Annotated in this window: 15 protein-coding genes, 1 tRNA gene and 1 pseudogene; 4 read left to right on the forward strand and 13 right to left on the reverse strand. The window is 61.5% G+C overall.

The genetic code is table 11. From position 1 onward, the window contains the following. Positions 1-35 precede the first annotated feature (35 nt). Entirely contained in the window at positions 36-452 is a 417-nt protein-coding gene (locus BUA05_RS06450; RefSeq protein WP_072673840.1) for a hypothetical protein, read from the reverse strand. A 12-nt stretch (positions 453-464) separates the two neighbouring features. Then, entirely contained in the window at positions 465-1,394 is a 930-nt protein-coding gene (locus BUA05_RS06455) for an ArdC family protein (protein WP_072673841.1), read from the reverse strand. 265 nt (positions 1,395-1,659) lie between these two features. Between BUA05_RS06455 and BUA05_RS06460 the strand changes: the two genes are divergently transcribed. Both BUA05_RS06460 and BUA05_RS06465 read left to right on the forward strand, forming a co-directional pair. After that, positions 1,660-2,124, forward strand: coding sequence for a mobile mystery protein A (locus BUA05_RS06460; RefSeq protein ID WP_072673918.1), 465 nt, complete (start codon positions 1,660-1,662; stop codon positions 2,122-2,124). Next, positions 2,121-2,711: a mobile mystery protein B gene (locus BUA05_RS06465; RefSeq protein ID WP_072673842.1), complete on the forward strand. Its 591-nt coding sequence runs from the start codon at positions 2,121-2,123 to the stop codon at positions 2,709-2,711. Before BUA05_RS06460 ends, BUA05_RS06465 begins: the two co-directional genes overlap by 4 nt. Before the next feature lie 87 nt (positions 2,712-2,798). Here BUA05_RS06465 and BUA05_RS06470 read toward each other — a convergent pair whose 3' ends face one another. The 3 genes from BUA05_RS06470 to BUA05_RS06480 all read right to left on the reverse strand — a co-directional run bounded on the left by BUA05_RS06470 (position 2,799) and on the right by BUA05_RS06480 (position 10,116). Beyond that, positions 2,799-4,772 carry a ParB/RepB/Spo0J family partition protein gene (locus BUA05_RS06470; protein WP_072673843.1) on the reverse strand — a complete coding sequence of 658 codons (1,974 nt, stop codon included), beginning with the start codon at positions 4,770-4,772 and terminating at the stop codon, positions 2,799-2,801. A gap of 105 nt (positions 4,773-4,877) precedes the next feature. Next, complete coding sequence (locus BUA05_RS06475; RefSeq protein WP_072673844.1) at positions 4,878-9,125, reverse strand: strawberry notch family protein; 4,248 nt, start codon at positions 9,123-9,125, stop codon at positions 4,878-4,880. 76 nt (positions 9,126-9,201) lie between these two features. Continuing rightward, on the reverse strand, positions 9,202-10,116 hold the full coding sequence (locus tag BUA05_RS06480) for a DUF7146 domain-containing protein (protein WP_072673845.1): 915 nt from the start codon (positions 10,114-10,116) through the stop codon (positions 9,202-9,204). A gap of 140 nt (positions 10,117-10,256) precedes the next feature. Here BUA05_RS06480 and BUA05_RS06485 point away from each other — a divergent pair, with 140 nt between their 5' ends. Both BUA05_RS06485 and BUA05_RS06490 read left to right on the forward strand, forming a co-directional pair. After that, entirely contained in the window at positions 10,257-10,844 is a 588-nt protein-coding gene (locus BUA05_RS06485; RefSeq protein ID WP_072673846.1) for a lytic transglycosylase domain-containing protein, read from the forward strand. Further along, positions 10,841-11,044, forward strand: coding sequence for a DUF5818 domain-containing protein (locus tag BUA05_RS06490; RefSeq protein WP_072673847.1), 204 nt, complete (start codon positions 10,841-10,843; stop codon positions 11,042-11,044). Before BUA05_RS06485 ends, BUA05_RS06490 begins: the two co-directional genes overlap by 4 nt. Positions 11,045-11,052: 8 nt before the next feature. Here the strand turns inward: BUA05_RS06490 and BUA05_RS06495 are convergent, their stop codons facing one another. The 8 genes and pseudogenes from BUA05_RS06495 to BUA05_RS06530 all read right to left on the reverse strand — a co-directional run bounded on the left by BUA05_RS06495 (position 11,053) and on the right by BUA05_RS06530 (position 16,587). Continuing rightward, positions 11,053-12,306, reverse strand: coding sequence for a tyrosine-type recombinase/integrase (locus tag BUA05_RS06495; RefSeq protein ID WP_072673848.1), 1,254 nt, complete (start codon positions 12,304-12,306; stop codon positions 11,053-11,055). 178 nt (positions 12,307-12,484) lie between these two features. After that, a tRNA-Met gene (locus BUA05_RS06500) sits at positions 12,485-12,561 on the reverse strand. Positions 12,562-12,626: 65 nt separating this feature from the next. After that, positions 12,627-12,881, reverse strand: a pseudogene (locus tag BUA05_RS06505) (hypothetical protein); the annotation flags it as partial. A 71-nt stretch (positions 12,882-12,952) separates the two neighbouring features. Continuing rightward, positions 12,953-13,078 (reverse strand): hypothetical protein, encoded by a 126-nt coding sequence (locus BUA05_RS15010; protein ID WP_281247013.1) that lies wholly within the window; start codon positions 13,076-13,078, stop codon positions 12,953-12,955. A 218-nt stretch (positions 13,079-13,296) separates the two neighbouring features. Continuing rightward, entirely contained in the window at positions 13,297-13,833 is a 537-nt protein-coding gene (locus BUA05_RS06515; protein ID WP_084662501.1) for a 2'-5' RNA ligase family protein, read from the reverse strand. A 106-nt stretch (positions 13,834-13,939) separates the two neighbouring features. Next, positions 13,940-14,905 (reverse strand): endolytic transglycosylase MltG, encoded by a 966-nt coding sequence (gene mltG / locus BUA05_RS06520; RefSeq protein ID WP_072673852.1) that lies wholly within the window; start codon positions 14,903-14,905, stop codon positions 13,940-13,942. Between the two features lie 4 nt (positions 14,906-14,909). Then, complete coding sequence (gene fabF, locus BUA05_RS06525; protein ID WP_072673853.1) at positions 14,910-16,169, reverse strand: beta-ketoacyl-ACP synthase II; 1,260 nt, start codon at positions 16,167-16,169, stop codon at positions 14,910-14,912. Positions 16,170-16,350: 181 nt separating this feature from the next. After that, entirely contained in the window at positions 16,351-16,587 is a 237-nt protein-coding gene (locus BUA05_RS06530; RefSeq protein WP_036796816.1) for an acyl carrier protein, read from the reverse strand. Between the last annotated feature and the right edge of the window lie 20 nt (positions 16,588-16,607).

Below are 16,607 nucleotides of genomic sequence, written 5' to 3' on the forward strand. Positions count from 1 at the left end.
TGCAAGATATACACAAATATCTCTCAAATGCAAGATCAAGCCCGCTCGTAGATTGCCTCGCCGTTCGAGAACCGCCCGATCATCCTGAGCTCGCCGAACAGCTGTTCGAAGCGTGGCGTAACCTGCGCAAGCCAGTGTTTTGCACGAGCAGTGCGCGGTTGGCGAAAGTCGGCTTCCCAGTACCTGTTGTCGACGCGTTCGGCGAGCCAGATCGCCGCGAGGCCGCAATAGGTCGAAACACCAAGATCTGCGTAAGCATTGCGAAGGAGAATACGGTCTTCGCGGCCGCGCCAGCCTTGAAACGGTTCGAGAGACGGGAAAGCGGCCTTGGCCGCTGCGGTAATGTCGTCGACGAGGCACTCATAGGTCCAGTCTGGATCATCGTCGTCCTCATCGTCGAGCAGACGGAAGGCGACAGTCGAACCGGTCGGGTAGCTGACGGAACGTCCCATTGCGTCCCTCCCTCAAGCTGCTTCGGCGAGGGTAGCCTCGCCTTCGTTGTTCGAGATGTCGCGTCCTCCAAGCTGAAGAAGCAAGCTGGCGGCCTCCTCTGCCTTGGCGGCTGCTGTCAGGATCGCGCGCTCGTCCGATTTAAGGATCTTGAGCCAGGATGCGATGTAGCTGGCGTGATGGTCGAGGTGGGTGACCGGAAGACCCAGTTCAGCACCCAGGATAGCCGAGGACAGTTCGGCGATCAGCTCTTCGGCGGCATAGGCGTCGCTGCCGAAGCGGTTCTTGAGATCACGATCGAGCCGTGAGGAATGCCCGGTCCAGTGCGACAGTTCGTGCGCGAGCGTCGCATAGTAGTGGTCATAGGCCTCGAACAGTTCGGCGGGCGGCATAGTGACACGGTCCAGCACTGGCTCGTAGTATGCCTGACATCCGTGGTGGCGCAGGTTTGCGCCGATGCTGCTGAAGAATTGGTCGAGCTTCGTCTCCCGCCCTGCAGGTTCGACCGGCGCGACCATTGGTTCAGGGTGATAGAAGGCGGGCAGGCCATCGCACTGGTCGGCGTTGAATACCGCATAGGCCTTGAGCACGCGCCGGTTCTCGATGTCGGCCTCACCGGCCGAGGTTTCGACCTCCTTGGTGTAGTTCTTGTAGAAGATCGCAATGGTCGATTTTTCGCCCTTGCGGACCTGCCCGCCTAGGGCCTGGCACTGGCGATAGGTCATCCAGTAGGGTGAGGTATAGCCGCAGCCATCGGCGACCATCCACAGCCAGAAGGTGTTCATGCCGCGATAGGGCGTTCCGCAGGAACGCAGAGGCCGCGAGACAGGCACACCGCGCCACGGTTTGACCCAGGGCTTGGTGCCCTGTTCGAGCTTCTCGATGATGGCGGCGGTGATACGCTCGGCTGGCGAAGGCGACGAGGCGCGACGGCGGTTGCTCATGGGAGGTCTCCTGATCGCCGGGACACCCATGTCCCGGTTCAGGAAAACCAGAGCCCACTCCCCTCTTCTTCCAGCATCACGTCACCCGTCTGATCTTCGTATCGCTCCTGAGAAGCCATGTGTAGTGCAAGAGACACGACCTAAATTTGATCGACGATATACGATCATGCAGGGCCAATATGATCGTCTATACACGATCTGAAGATTGACATTTGATCGTTTTAATGCGATCAGAATGTATGCAATGGATCGTCAGGATACAATCATGGATGCCAAGGCCCTCGCTCGCAAAAACCTCGAAAACCGTCTCGCATCGCTTCGGGAGCGGCCGGAGCTCGCGCGTCCGCCGCGCGGCTGGATCCGTGCTCTGAGAGATGCATACGGCATGACGACCCGCCAACTGGCGGCGCGGATGGGCAAGTCGCAGTCGGTTATCGTCGAGATGGAAAAGGGCGAAGCTCGCGACTCCCTTACCCTCGCGACCCTCAGGCAGGCAGCCGAGGCGCTCGACTGCACGCTGGTCTATGCGCTCGTGCCCAATGCACCGATCGAGGAACAAGTGCACAAACGTGCGCGCCAACTCGCAACACAGCGCCTGTCCCGTACCAGCCATAGCATGGCACTTGAGAACCAGGGCCTTGATGCCGAGGCGCAGAGCCAGGAAAGAGACAGGCTGGTCGACGACCTGCTGCGAGGCCCTGCGGCGCGCCTGTGGGATGACAATGTGTGAGCGCTGACCTGTTCTCCGACGAGGACGGCAACACCCCTCTTTCCGCTGAAGAGCGGCTGGGGTTGATCCCCACCTACATCACGCTGCGACACGAACTGAACGAAGCCGAGCAGATCAACATCACAGATGGGGAGAACTGGGCGACCAGGCAATCGCGCAACATGCTTGATGAAGACATATTGCGCGAACTGCATCGACGCATGTTCGGAAAGGTATGGGCTTGGGCGGGCGGCTACTCGAAGGAGACCAACCGGCGGATCGGCTCCGACAGCTTCCGGATCCCGCTTGATTTGCGACAGATGCTGGATGATGTGCGATACTGGATCGAGCACGACACCTATCCCGCTGACGAGATCGCGCTGAGATTTCATCACCGGCTTACCCAGATCCACCCCTTCCCCAACGGCAATGGCAGGTTTTCCAGGCTCGCTGCCGATCTCCTCGCAAAGCATCTGGGGCAGCCCTACTTCTCCTGGGGAAGGACCAGCCTGATCGAAGCCGGGGCAACGCGGGGGCAGTATATCGAAGCTCTGCGCGCGGCTGACCTCCACGATCTCGAACCTCTGCTTCGATTCGCACGATCATGACTTGACTGAAGTGCATCATGGCAAAAAGGCGGCCCGTCCCGAGAGGGACGGACCGCCCGCCGAGTGACCTGGACCTGTCAGGAGGGGTCAGGCAGCCTGCTCGGCAATCTCGTCAGTTCCATTTTCGCTGTCCGTTTCGTCGGATTCGACACCAACTGGCGCGAAACCCTCGGCATCAGAGAAACGCATGATCGAAGGCACCCAGGCCTGTGCACGTTCCTTGACCTCGGCCTCACCGATGAAGGTGCCCGAGAAGATGCGTTCACTAGCGCTGGCCAGTTCGGCCTTCTTCGAGGCGGCATAGCGACTGACCAATGCGGGACCCCCAGCGGCGTCGAGCGCTTCGAGTGTCCGGGCCTTGGCCACGCGGTCGAAATAGTTGACCGCAGTGGGACGCCACCAATGCGCGGTTTCGATTTCGAGCAGCGAGCCGAGCGCCTCGTGCAGTGGCACAGAACGCTCGCCTTCGCAGGCAAGGCTGGCGACGAGCGTGCGCGAAACGACATGACCAAGCCAGGCCGAACGCGCCTCGTCGGAAAGCGCCCGGAACCTGGCAAACCGCTCAACGTCGGTCTCGCCCGAGCGCCAGCTTTCGTCGAGCGAGCCAGCGAACTCGGCCAGAGCAGCACTCGCCGGTGCATCCTTGGCCTCGAAACCGGCAACCGGTCCGGACGCGACGGAGCCGACAAGCGTCGATGCCTTTCTGGCGCGCCAGTCGTGCCCATCGGCATCCGCGAGCGTGAAGACCATGAAGTCGAGCGCCAGTGTCGGATCGTTAGCGAGATGGATCGCCAGGATATCGCGACGCTGCATTGCAAGCTCGTCGAGCAAGCGCTGGGACAGCGAGCTCCCTTTGGGCTTTGCCCCTACGATTTCCTCGACTGCCTCAATAGCGCCTTCACCGGTGATGACCTCGGTCTCGGTATAGAACTGCGGGACCAATGTCGGCTCACCATAGCGCGAGAGGACGAGGAAGGCACCGGCCTTGGGTTTCAGATCGTCGGCGAGCACGGGCGGCCGATCATTGAGCGCGCGCATCGCGCGGTCGATAACCACAAGTTCCTCCTCGGCATTCGCAACCTCGTCCTCGTCGCTGTCTTCGTCTTCGAGCACGGCGGCGACGCGGTCGTAGTCGGCTTCGAGTTCACCGAGTTCCTGCGCCTCCTGTTCGGTCATCGGGGCAGGCTCGTCGGGCAAGCGACTCAGACCTTCGAGAAGGTCATGGCTGACATAATTGCCAAGCGTCGGTCGCACCCAGGCAAGGCCGTGTTCCTGAGCCGTCCTGGCGGCCGCTTCCTCCATGGCCTTGTGCGCGAGGTCCTCGAGCAGCGCGACATCGATCCAGCTTTCACTTGCATCATCGTCGAAAAGTTCGCGCTCGATCCGGCCACCTGCGGCGAGGTAGGCGTCGCGACCGACCAGGACAGCTCGCGGATCGCTGCCGCGCACCGTGGCATCGAGCACCATGCGGCGGATCGTGTCAGGCGTGATCTGGTACCAGGCGTCCTGTAGCTCAGCGTAGACATGCGCTTGTCGCTCGACGTCGGAAATCGCGCCGTAGGCCTTGGCCATGTCGAGCGTAATCGTGCCTTCGGCGAGCGCTTCGAAAACGCAAGGCGCGAGGCTTGCGAGGCGCAGACGTCCTTCGACGAAGCGGACGGTGAGACCGAAGCGGCGCGCCACGTCTTCAGTCGTGGCTCCCGCGTCGATGATCGCCGCAAAGGCCTGCGCCTCGTCGGCCGGATTCATCGCGAGACGCTGGAAGTTCTCGGCAAGGCTGGCTTCGCGTACTTCGCTTTCCTCGCCTTCGATGACAAGGCAGGTGACCTCATGGTTTTCGGGCAAGGTGCCCTCTTCGGCCAGCGCCTGCAGCGCGGCGAGGCGGCGACCGCCGGCCTCGACCTCGAACTTGCCGCGCTTTCCTTTGCGCACGACGAGGTTCTGCAGCAGGCCGCGCGCAGCAATGTCTGCCCGCAGTTGGAGGTCAGCCAGTACGTCGCTCGACTTGCGAACGTTGCGCGGGCTCTGAACGAGCTTTTTCAAGGGGATCGACTGGATCATGGGTGTTCTCCTGATGGAATGAAGGCGCAGGTGAGGATCACGAGGCCCACAAGCCCAAACGGCTTCCTCCACTCTCATTCTTGTGATCGGGGTCTGACCGGGGGATCAGGCGGCTAGCGCAGGGAGGACGGACGAGGCTCTTGACACCGGGACGAACAGACGCGTGCGGTAGCGTATGATCTCGGTGAAGCAGCCCTTGCCTTTGTACCAGTCGAGCCGATCAGGCGAGAACCCGGTCAGTTCAAGGCGCTGTTCGCCGCCGACCAGCGAGCGCTTCACGGTGATTGGATCATGGCTTGCGAGGTTCAGCGGCTTGCCGCTTGCGATGACGAGGTCGCCGATATGCTCAGCCGATGGTCCGGTAACTCCGGACAGGCCAAAGGTGTCGGCGATTGCGGCAAGGTCAATATCGAGCACTTCGCGGCCGATGATCGACTGGCCATCCTCGGCCACGAGCCGAGTGACCCGAACATGATCGCCGGGCAGCCGCTTCCAGACCGGAAGCAGCAGCCCAGTGGCGAGATGGACACGCTCGGTCACTGGTGAAGCGGCGGCCTCCTCTTCCTCGTCTCGCCATGCACTCGTGAACGCGGTGACGCCGATTTCTTCCCAGAGGCTCTCACCGAGTGCCTCAAGGGTCCAGTTCGCGGAATTGAGCGGACGCAGAAGGCGTCGGCGTTCGAACACGGCCCCGTCGTCGGCGATGAGGCGCCGGGCTGGAACCGACAGCGCGACCTTGCCCGAGCGCGCATTGCGCATCGGGATCACGTGCGGGCTGCCAATTTCGTGCATCCGCACCAGGCGCTGCAACCGCAGAGGCCGCAGGTGCCTCACCACTTCAAGCGAGACGAGGCGGGTTTCGGCGCCGGTCACAGGATCGGTGCGCAAGAGTTCATCGGCGAGGATATCGAAACTATCGACCCTGACGGTTTCAAGGCCCTGGTCGAGCGTTCCCGCTTCGCGCGCGGCTTCGATCCGCGCTTCGACTAGGCCAAGGTATTCGTCGAATATCCCGTTCTGGAGCGCGATCGGTAGCGCGAGAATGCGGTTGAGCCAGCGCTGGATCGTGGGGAGATTGTCGGTCAGCCCGCCATCGGGACTTTCGAGACGGAGGCCCGTTCGTTCGACAAAGTTGCCGAAAGTGGTGGCCTCGAGCTTGCCGTCATAGAGCAGCTGGAACCAGCGGCTGAGCGCGTCGCGCGCATAGTCGCTTTCAAGATTGTCGGCCGGGTCGAACAGGTTCTGCCCGCCGGTCTGGCGTTGTCCGCGCGTGAGCGCGCCCAATGCGTCGAGCCTTCGCGCAATGGTCGAGATGAACCGGCGTTCGCCCTTCACGTCGGTCGTTACCGGCCGGAACAGCGGGGCCGAGGCCTGGTTGGTGCGATTGGTGCGGCCGAGCCCCTGGATGGCGTTGTCGGCGCGCCAGCCCGGCTCGAGCAGGAAATGAACCCGGCGCTGCTGGTTCCTGGCGCCCAAATCAGCATGGTAGGAACGCCCAGTCCCGCCCGCATCCGAGAATACCAGGATGCGCTTGGTTCCTTCCATGAAGCTTTGCGCTTCGGCGACATTGGCACTGGGGCTTCGCCGTTCGAGGCGCTGCTGACCGTCGCGTCCCATGACCAGCCTGCGGGTTCGACCTGTGACCTCGGCCACAGCCTCGGTTCCAAAGTGTTCGATGATCGCATCGAGCGCGGTAGCGATGGGCGGCAGCGCGCAGAGCTGTTCGATCAGCGCATCGCGCGCGGCTACGGCGCGCGGGCAGAAAACGGGATTGCCTTCGTCGTCGTTCATCGCTTCGGAACGAAAATTGCTATCCTCGTCAGTGAAGACCTGCATCAGGCGAACCGGGAAGCTCTTGGCGAGGTAATCGATGACATATTCGCGTGGGGAGAGGTCGATATCGAGCGCTTCTCGCTCCTCATCGGATAGGTCAGCGAGGCGACGGTTGAGCATCGCCTCGGCGGTCGAGACCAGCTGCACGACCACCGAATGGTTTTCGCCAAGCGCCGCTTCCATCGCGGGGATAAGGCTCGGCAGTTTCATCGAGAGCAGGAGCTGGGCAAAGAAGCGCTGCTTGGTGCCTTCGAAGATCGACAGCGCCGCCGCCTTGGCATTCCGGTTGAGCGTATCGCCGCTGTCCTCGTCGACCACGCGGGTCGCTTCGAGCGCCGCCTCGAGATTGCGGTGAATGATCGCCCAGGCATCAGCATAGGCATCGTAAATCCGCACCTGCGCTTCGGTCAGATTGTGCTCGAGAATATCGTACTCAACCCCGGCGAACGACAACGCACGGGCGAGATAGAGGCCCTGAGCCTTGAGGTCGCGGGCGACAAGTTCCATCGCCGCGACGCCGCCGGCGCGGATTTCGGTCATGAACGCCTCGTGGGTCGGAAAGGCGGTCTCGGGTCCCCAGAGACCAAGCCGTGAGGTGTAACCGAGGTTGGCGATATCCGAGGCGCCAGTGGCAGACGCGTAGAGCACCCGGGCGCGCGGGAGATAGTTCTGCAGTCTGAGGCCCGCCATCCCTTGTTCGGAGCCCTTGACCTTGCCGCGGGCTGAAGAGCCCCCGAGCGCATTGGCCATGGCGTGGGCTTCGTCGAAAGCGATCACGCCGTCGAAATCCTCGCCCGCCCAGGCAAGGATCTGGTCAAGGCGCGTATCTTCGGCGCGTCCCGAGCGTAGCGTCGGATAGGTGACGAAGAGAATGCCTTCGGACATCGTTACCGGATGGCCGAGTTTCCAGCGCGAGAGCGGCTGGAGATCGAGCGGCAGCCCGCCAAGCGCTTCCCAGTCCCGGCGAGCGTCTTCGAGCAGAGCCTCATTCTTGGTGATCCACACATGACGCCGCTCACCCGCGAGCCAGCGATCCATGATCACTGCTGCGATCTGCCTACCCTTGCCCGCTCCGGTCCCGTCGCCGAGGAAAAAGCCTTGGCGGTAGGCGTGGCCGTCTTCGGCAAGCTCAATCGAGGTGCCTTCCTGGCTGATTTTGAAGCGACCCGGGAGATCACGCGCGAATGCCTGCGCAGCGTAGACCAATGTCTCGCATTGCGCTTCGGATAAATGGCCATTGGCCTGCCAACCTGCGGGAAGGCGCCGGCTAACGTCCGGCTGGGGCGCCGCGACCGAGCCCATGGCGACCGATTCCACAAGCGGCGTGGGGTGAACCGGCGCGCCTTCGAAAGCGATGCGACTTGGCCGGTAAGGTAGGTAGATGCCTGTCTGTTCAGGCACCGGCGCGGGGTCGGCCAAAACCGAATAGGCAAGGTCGATCGCATTCGCCTTGGCTGCTGCTGTCGCTGCGAAAGGCGCCACCGGACGCACCGGCGCGCGATGCGTTGAGGTCTTGCCAACGAGGCGCACTGGCTTGCTGACTGGGAGGCGATGGAGGCTGGCGGAAATTTGCGCACGTGGCGGAAGCTCGGTAACAAGTTCGCCGAGCGCGATCAGGTCGCATGTATCTCCAGTGACAACTGGCGCGGACGCAGTCGGCACCTTGTCGATCACGACCAGACGAACAGCGATGCCCGTTCCGGTCCGGCGAAACATCTGCTGCAGCCGAACATCGAGCAACAGCGATGCTTCGTCCTGTGCCTTGGCGAAGGCGGAAGCATCGAAGGCTTCGGGCATGATGGCGACAATCCTCGCTCCAACGGCGGCAGACCGGATCGTGCTTCGCAGGTGGCGCTGGGCTGTATCGCCGTCCTTGCCGCGCTCCTGGCTGCGGGCGAATGGCGGGTTCATCAGCACGATCGATGGTGCAGGACCGCGAAGCAAGTCCGCGATCAGTTCCCCGTCATGCGCGGTGATCGTGGTCGAAGGGAAGATGTGGCCCAGGCCGTCTCGTCTTGCCGGATCGATCTCGTTGAGGACCAATGAGGCGTTCTGGACGCTGCCCCAGAGAGCAAGAGCGCCATTGCCTGCGGACGGTTCGAGGAGCGTGTCTTGCGCAGCAACTGCTGCGGCCTTCGCCATCAGCCAAGCCAGCATCGGCGGGGTCGAGAACTGTTGGAGCTCGACCTGTGCTTCGCTGCGCACGTGCCGCGGCGGCAAAGCTGCTTCGAGCCAGTCGAAACGCGCCTCTGCTTCGTGCACGCTTGTCGCCAGATCGATGCGTGAAGATTTCCGTAGCCACAGCATTGCGCCGATCTCGGCCGCGTTGTTGTAGTCATCGATGGTCCAGGCGCTTCCCCAGTCCAGGGCGCCGGTGTCTTTGGCGAACAGGCCGGAAATGTCGGCACGGGTCAGATGGCGTCCCGAGGCAAGAAGCGCCGCAATCCTGGTGCCGATGGCGAAGGCCAGGGGCTCTGACGGCAACTGCTCGCTGGCGGGAAACAGGTCTGATTGAAACATGGCAATTTGTCCTCCTGATGGGGGCATCGGGACACGCCCTCTGCCGGATCAGGAATTCGAGAAGCCCTCTCTCCTCTTACTGTGCCGCTTTGCGGTGCAGCCATGCTGTGAGTTCGTCGTTCCAGTCTGTGTCGCGTGATGACGGCTTGCGAACCTGGATCGTGCGTCCATCGCGGGCATAGGCGGCCAGGCAACGTGAGGCAGCCAGCTCGCCGCCAGCATCATGATCGACGAAGAGGTGAAGCTCGGTCACGCTCTCGGGCACGCTCACGAGACCGAAGCGCTCATTGCCCAGGGTCGCCCAGACGGGAATGCCGGTGAGAGCATAGGCCGACATCGCGCTCTCGATCCCCTCGGCAAGACCGAGCTTCCCGGAAACCGGAGCAAAGAGACGGACAGCAGCTTCACCGAGAGAGCCAAGCGCGCGCTTTGGCTTGTCGAAGGTGGCCTTGGTTGAAGCCTCGGTGGACAAAAATGTGCGGTGGATCGCGATCGGCCCCTCGTCGAGGCTGACCGCCGCAATCATAGCGGGAAGAAAGCGGGCCCGTCCTTTCGGCCCGAGCGGCGCGCGTGGATGAAAGCGAAGAGCTGAAGATGCGGCAAGGATGCCGCGGCTCTCAAGGTAGGCCTTGGCCGGACTGGCACGCAGTGGTGCCGCTTCGCGCCAGATCCTCAACGCTGCTGCCGAGGGTTTGCGCACTCTGGTTGGCTCGAGCTGCTCCCCAGCCGAAGAACCCGAGAAAAACCTGGCCACCTCGAAACCTTCGCGGGCCAGAGCGGAAAGCACGCTCTGCTGATCGCAGCCCGCAAAACAATGGAAGAGAATAGCCTTTCGGCCGAGCGTCACACCCAGCGAAGGCGTGCGGTCTTCGTGTGCGGGGCAACAGGCCATGCCTTTTGTGCCGGACCATTTGCCGCCGCGCAATTCGCAAATCCTGCGAGCGGTTTCCTCGAGCGAATTGCGCCTCAGAATGGAATTCGAAACGGACATGCTAGCTCCATCACTGCTCAAATGCCCCTGCCAGTGGTAGCCCTCCACTCTTCGGTCGTTCGTACGTCAAAGCGTTTTCCTACAGCATTTGTTCTTTTTATGTTCCTCTTTGATTCGCAGCAAGCCGAGAGATAAGCGTCATGAGAAAGTTCTGTTTAGTATGCCTGGCAGGTGCACTCGCCGCAGGCGGGGTCAGTGGTGGTAGGGCTCAGGATTTCCAAGTGTTCGACCACGACCTGGGGCGCGAAAAGCCTGGGTTTGCCGATACATCTGATGTTCGGACAAATGAGGCTTTTGCTCCAGCAACGGCCGTTCCATCACCACTGCAACGATCATTCAAGGAGGCTCTTTACGAACCACTCATTAGGCAAGCTGAAGCGCGCTATCGGCTTCCCCCTCGTCTGCTTCAGGCGCTCGTCTGGACCGAATCCCGGTTCGATCCAATGGCGATAAGTCCGGCCGGAGCTGCTGGCCTTGCACAGCTCATGCCCGCCACAGCGCGGGAACTTGGTGTCGCCAATCGGCACGACCCGGCCCAGAATATCGACGGCGGGGCCCGTTACCTCAGAAAGATGCTCGACCGCTTCGGGGCCATCCATCTGGCACTCGCAGCCTACAATGCTGGACCCGGCGCGGTCGCTCGGGCGGGCGGCATTCCGAAAAATCGTGAAACGCCCGCATATGTAAGAAGCGTCATCGGTCGCTGGCTGGCATACAGCTCCACATGAACACGAATCGCAAACGGATAAGCGGCCGTCTGGAGCATGTGCCGCGTGGCATCGCTTTGGTTACCGACGCGGGGGATCACTGGATCCTAGAGGACTTCGAGCCCTCAAACGACGACATCGGGTTCGAAGTCACCGCCGAGGGTATCGTGGTTGGCCTCGATCGACTTCAGGTCGAGTGGCTCGGGCAGGTTCCCGCTTAATCCGGAAGCTAAGCTGCCCGAAGAACAGCGAGGTTGCCCAGGTCGCCGCGCTGAAGATCCAGAAAATCAGCCCAGTCCTGAAGCATGGAGCGTCGTGGAGCAAGGTACTCGGCGGCATTGTAGGCGCCACGGACCTCATTCTCCTCGCTGTGTGCTAACTGCATTTCGACCCAGTCTGCATTGTATCGACGCATCCATATCGGCGGCTGACCAACTTCAACCAACTGTTCGTTGGCCCATGTGCTCGCTAGCCCCCTGAAACCATGCACTGTCTGTCTGCCGTGGTACCCGAGCCGATAAAGACCGTAGATCATGGTGTTCTCTGATATCGGTTGTCTGGGCTTCTGACCCGGGAACACGTAGTCACCATCTGCCTTCGACATCATATCTCGGATCAATGCAGCAGCCTGGCTGGACAACGGAACGATGTGTTCGCGCCGCATTTTCATTCGATCAGCTGCAATTCGCCATACAGGGTTCTTGCTGTCGAGACCTTCGAACTCGCTCTTGGTCGCAAAACGCAGCTCTTTGGTACGGACCCAGGTTAGAAGAGCAAATTTCAGCGCGGCCCTTGTGATTTCTGAGCGGCGATCTCCTTCCTCCTGATAGCGATCAATCTTAATCTGGAGCTCTGGAAGTTCGCTCAACGGTAACTTCGACATGTGCTGAACGCGCGGACGCGGCTTCAATGCCCCGCGCAAGTGCGCCGTAGGATCCGTATCACACATGCCACTGGCAATAGCGAACTGGAAAACTTGCCCAATTCCCTGCTTGGCGCGCCGGCTGATGTCGAGTGCGCCTCGTTCTTCAATTTTGCGAATGACTTTCAGAACCTCAGGCGGCGTGATCTCGTGCATCATCAGATCGCCCAGCTGAGGCAGGACATCCCGTTCCAGCCGCGACCAGACCCTTTTCGCATGTGCAGGGTCGAGGCTGCATTCCCGGTTTTGATGCCACATGGCCGCCACTGCCCTGAAGGTCTTCTCGTCCTCGAAGTCACGTCCCGGCTTGTGAACCATAGGGTCTCTACCTTCGACAAGAGTCGCCTTCGCGAGCTTCTTCAGTTCGCGAGCTGCCGCGATACCAATGTCGGGGTAAGGACCAAACGAGAGAAGTTTCTCTTTGCCCCTGAAGCGATACTTCAGGCGCCAAAGCTTCGAACCATTTCGCTGAACCAGCAGGTACAATCCCTCCCCGTCCGCCAGCTTGTAGGGTCGATCGGTGGCTTTCGCCTTTTTGATTTGAATCTCGCTCAGGGCCATTGGGGGTATCGCTCCTTTTCGGTACCCCCGGAAAATACCCCCAAAATACCCCCACGCCAAATCCGGCTTCAAGCGAATGCAAGCGGACGCAAGCGGACGCGAATCACGCATATCATTCTGAATTAATTTAATTTCATGGATGCATGCGGAGGCAAACGAACCCATGCGGATTCGAGATTGGTAGCGGAGGAGGGACTCGAACCCCCGACACGCGGATTATGATTCCGCTGCTCTAACCGGCTGAGCTACTCCGCCCCAAAGGACCGTGGGGCAAACCGTGCCCGGGCAGGCAGCGCACTTAGGGCGACACGTGCATTCGGTCAACTGGCCAAATCAGGAATTTCCCGATAGCCGGAAACATCCGCCGCCCCGGCTAGCGCTGCCCGATTCATCCGCAGAACCTTGGCCGCCAACCCGCGATTGAGAGCGCCATCAAACGCATTGCCGATCTCCGGCGATTGTCGTGCCAGCTGCTCCAGAGCCTCGCGGTCGATCAGAGCGATCCGCATCCGATTGGCGACCACCACCGAAGCCGAAGCCTTGCCCCCGGAAACAAGGCTCATCTCGCCCAGAAAATCACCTTTTCCTTATACCCCGACCTGCTTTTCATCATGCGCGATCGCCGCAGCCCCACTGGCGATATAAATCAACGGCGGCGCGCAACGGGATCATGGACGCGCAGCACCTGATCAAGCAAATCATGCTCTTCAGGCAGCAGATCGTGCAGCCGCGAGCGATACAGCAAGATCAGCAATTGTCCGGCGTTGGCCATTACAAATAGTGCTTCCCAGACCAGGCTGGCATATCCCTTGTCTGCAACGTGAAGTGCAACATCGCGGCGATACCGCTGCCCAGTGCCAGGAACCGCAAGCGACGAAGCGATGTCATCATCATCGAAGAAATCAGCAAGACATAGGAAGCGTGGGCGTAGATATCTCCCGCGTCTGCCAGCTCCCTAATGAACGAGGCCATGTTTTACGCCGGTCAGCATCAAATCAAGATGCTGTTTTGCCCACGAAATGAATAGATGCCAAGCCTCTTCCACGGCCCGCCGCAATAGCGGTGCAGTTCCAGCGCAGGGAAGGTAAAGCGGCCCTTGGCGATCCACGGCGCCAGAACCGGACCAAGGCTGGCCTGCAGGCTGCGCGCCTCGGCCTTGGTGACCTTGTTCTGGATGGTGACGTGTGGACGCGGTTCATACAGGTCCTGCACGGTCAGGCTGCCGTGGAAATGGTCGGCAATCAATCCGCGCAAGGCGAGCAATTGCGGTGCTTTCAGCGCGATAGCAGTGCCGGTGCCAAGATCCATGGCGCCGGCGACAGCGCCCGCTGGTGCAGTGAACTCCGCCACCACGCGCGGCAGGAAGTCGCGCAGTTCCTCCAGCAAGGACGGTGCAAAGGAATGGAACAGCGTGACGTGCGCGTGGATCTGGTTTCGTTCCACCGGGTAATGCGCACGGCGCAAGCCTTCGGCCCATGCGCCAAGGTCTTTCGGCAGAGCGGCAGTGATGATGAAGGGCTGAGCCAATGCGGGGCCTACAGCTCGCCACATTGCCGGGCTGGTTTGCTGAAGTCCGCCGAGGACAGCCGCGATAGCGGATTGCGATTGTGCCTCCGCGCTATTGCTGCGCCTGTCACATCTCGCCCCGTTCCCGGCGGATCGCATACCACTTGGCAACATTGGCGTTGTGCTGTTCGAGTGTATCGGCAAACCAATGCCCACCTGTGCCGTCAGCGACCATGAACAGCGCGCCGGTTTTTTCGGGGTTGAGCACTGCGGCAATGCTTTCACGTCCCGGATTGGTGATCGGGCCTTCGGGCAGGCCAACGCGCGTGTAGGTATTGTAGCCATTGACCGCCGCGATTTCGGACTGGCGGATGCGACGGCCCAGCGGCTTGCCTTTGGTGATCGGATAGATGATCGTCGGGTCGGCCTGCAACAGCATCCCCGCCCTCACCCGGTTGGAATAGAGCCCGGCAACCATCCTGCGTTCGGAAGCCTTGCCAGTCTCCTTCTCGACAATCGAGGCGAGAACCAGCGCGTCGCGCATGGTATCGACCGCAATGCCGGGCGCGCGCGCCGCCCATTCCTCGGCCAGCGCCTTGTCCATCGCGGCCTGCATCCCCTCGACCAGGCTGGCGCGGCTCTGCCCGCGCTCAAAGGCGTAGGTATCGGGCAGGATCGAGCCTTCGGGCGGCACAGGCACCTCGCCATCCAGCAGTTCTTCGGCCATCAGCCGTTCCCACACGAGGATCGAGGGCATGCCTTCGGGGATGGTCACAAACCGCCGGATGACATCGCCCGACTGGAAGCTTGCGAGGATGTCACCCTGGCTCATGTCGGGGGCGAGCAGGAACTCGCCCGCCTGGATCGGCGCATCAGAGCCAAAGATGCGCGCTTGCAGCACGAAGCCCGAGGCCGAGGTGATCAGGCCCTCTGCTTCAAGCTTGTCCGCGACCGCACTGACCGAAGCGCCCGCGGGAATGGTAAAGGCAGTTTCCTTCGTCACCGTCGCGGAACCCATCAGGCTCCAAACGGCCACAATTCCCGCGGCAAGCAGCGCGAGCAAGCCCAGCACTGCAAGCCGCGCGCGGGTCATCCTATCAGTCGACCTTCTGCATGATGATCGAGGCATTGGTGCCGCCAAAGCCGAAGCTGTTGTTCAGCACCGCACGCACTTCGCGCTTGCGTGCCGTCAGCGGCACGAGGTCGATGCCCTCCGTGCCGTCGTCTGGATCGTTGAGGTTGAGTGTCGGCGGCACGATCTGATCGCGCATCGCAAGGATGCAGAAGATCGCTTCAACCGCGCCTGCGCCGCCCAGCAGGTGGCCGATCGCGCTCTTGGTGGAGCTCATGGAAGCGCCGCCGAGACCCTGACCCAGTACCCGCTTGATCGCTGCGAGCTCGATGGTATCGGCCATGGTCGAGGTGCCGTGGGCGTTGATGTAGTCGATATCACCCGGCCCCAGACCCGCCTTCTTCAGCGCCATGCGCATCGCCAGTTCCGCACCCTTGCCTTCGGGATGGGGCGCGGTGACGTGATAGGCATCGCCCGACAGGCCGTAGCCGGTGACTTCGGCGTAGATCTTGGCTCCGCGCGCCTTGGCGCGTTCATATTCCTCAAGCACCACCACGCCCGCGCCTTCGCCCATGACGAACCCGTCGCGGCCCTTGTCATAGGGGCGGCTGGCTTCGGTCGGGCGGTCGTTCATGCTCATGTTAAGCGCGCGCGCCTGAGCGAATCCGGCAATGCCGAGCGGATTGATCGTACCTTCGGCCCCGCCTGCGAGCATCACGTCGGCATCATCCATCGCGATCATCCGCGCAGCGTCACCAATCGAATGCGCCCCGGTGGAGCAGGCAGTGACAACCGCATGGTTCGGCCCCATGAAGCCATACTTGATCTGCACCTGACCCGTGATGAGGTTGATCAGGCGGCCGTGGACAAAGTGCGGCGAAACCCGCGAAGGCCCGCGTTCGTGGAGATTGACGCTTTCCAGCTCGATCCCTGGCAACCCGCCGATCCCCGATCCAATCGAGCAGCCGGTACGCTCCTTCTCGGCCTGGGTCATGTCGGTCAGGCCGGCATCTTCCAGCGCCTGTCCGGCGGCATCGATGCCGTAGATGATGAAGGGATCCACCTGTCGCTGGACCTTGTGATCCACCCGCTTGTCGGGATCAAAGCCCCACGGGTGATCCGTGCCCTTCACCTCACAGGCGATGGTGCATTTCTGGTTCGAGGCATCAAAGCGGGTGATCTGGCCAGCCCCGCTCTCGCCCGCGATGAGGTTTGCCCAAGTCGTCTCCACATCACCGCCAAGCGGGGTGACAAGACCGAGGCCGGTTACAACCACACGGCGCATTCAGGTTCTCCGAAAGAAAGAGCGATTGGCTCAGAAACAGAAACAGGCCCAACCCGGAAGGGCTGAGCCTGTCTAGGCCCTGATCCGCGTGTCCGCAAACAGGTTGCCGGACAAATACCCCACCTTTTCCCGCAGCGGGGAATGGCAGGCCGACGCAGACACAGGCGCGTCCTTGCGGGCCTTAGCCCTTGTGTTCTTCGATGTACTTGGTGGCATCACCAACGGTGGTGATCTTTTCGGCCGCATCGTCGGGGATTTCGACACCGAATTCCTCTTCGAAGGCCATCACCAGCTCGACGATGTCAAGGCTGTCTGCACCGAGATCGTCGATGAAGCTGGCATCCTGGGTTACCTTGTCACCCTCGACGCCGAGATGCTCTACGACAATCTTAGCCACCCGATCGGCAGTATCGCTCATGGTATTCCCTCTTGAAATGG

It is taken from the genome of Erythrobacter sanguineus (assembly GCF_900143235.1).
Taxonomy (GTDB): Bacteria; Pseudomonadota; Alphaproteobacteria; order Sphingomonadales; family Sphingomonadaceae; genus Erythrobacter; species Erythrobacter sanguineus.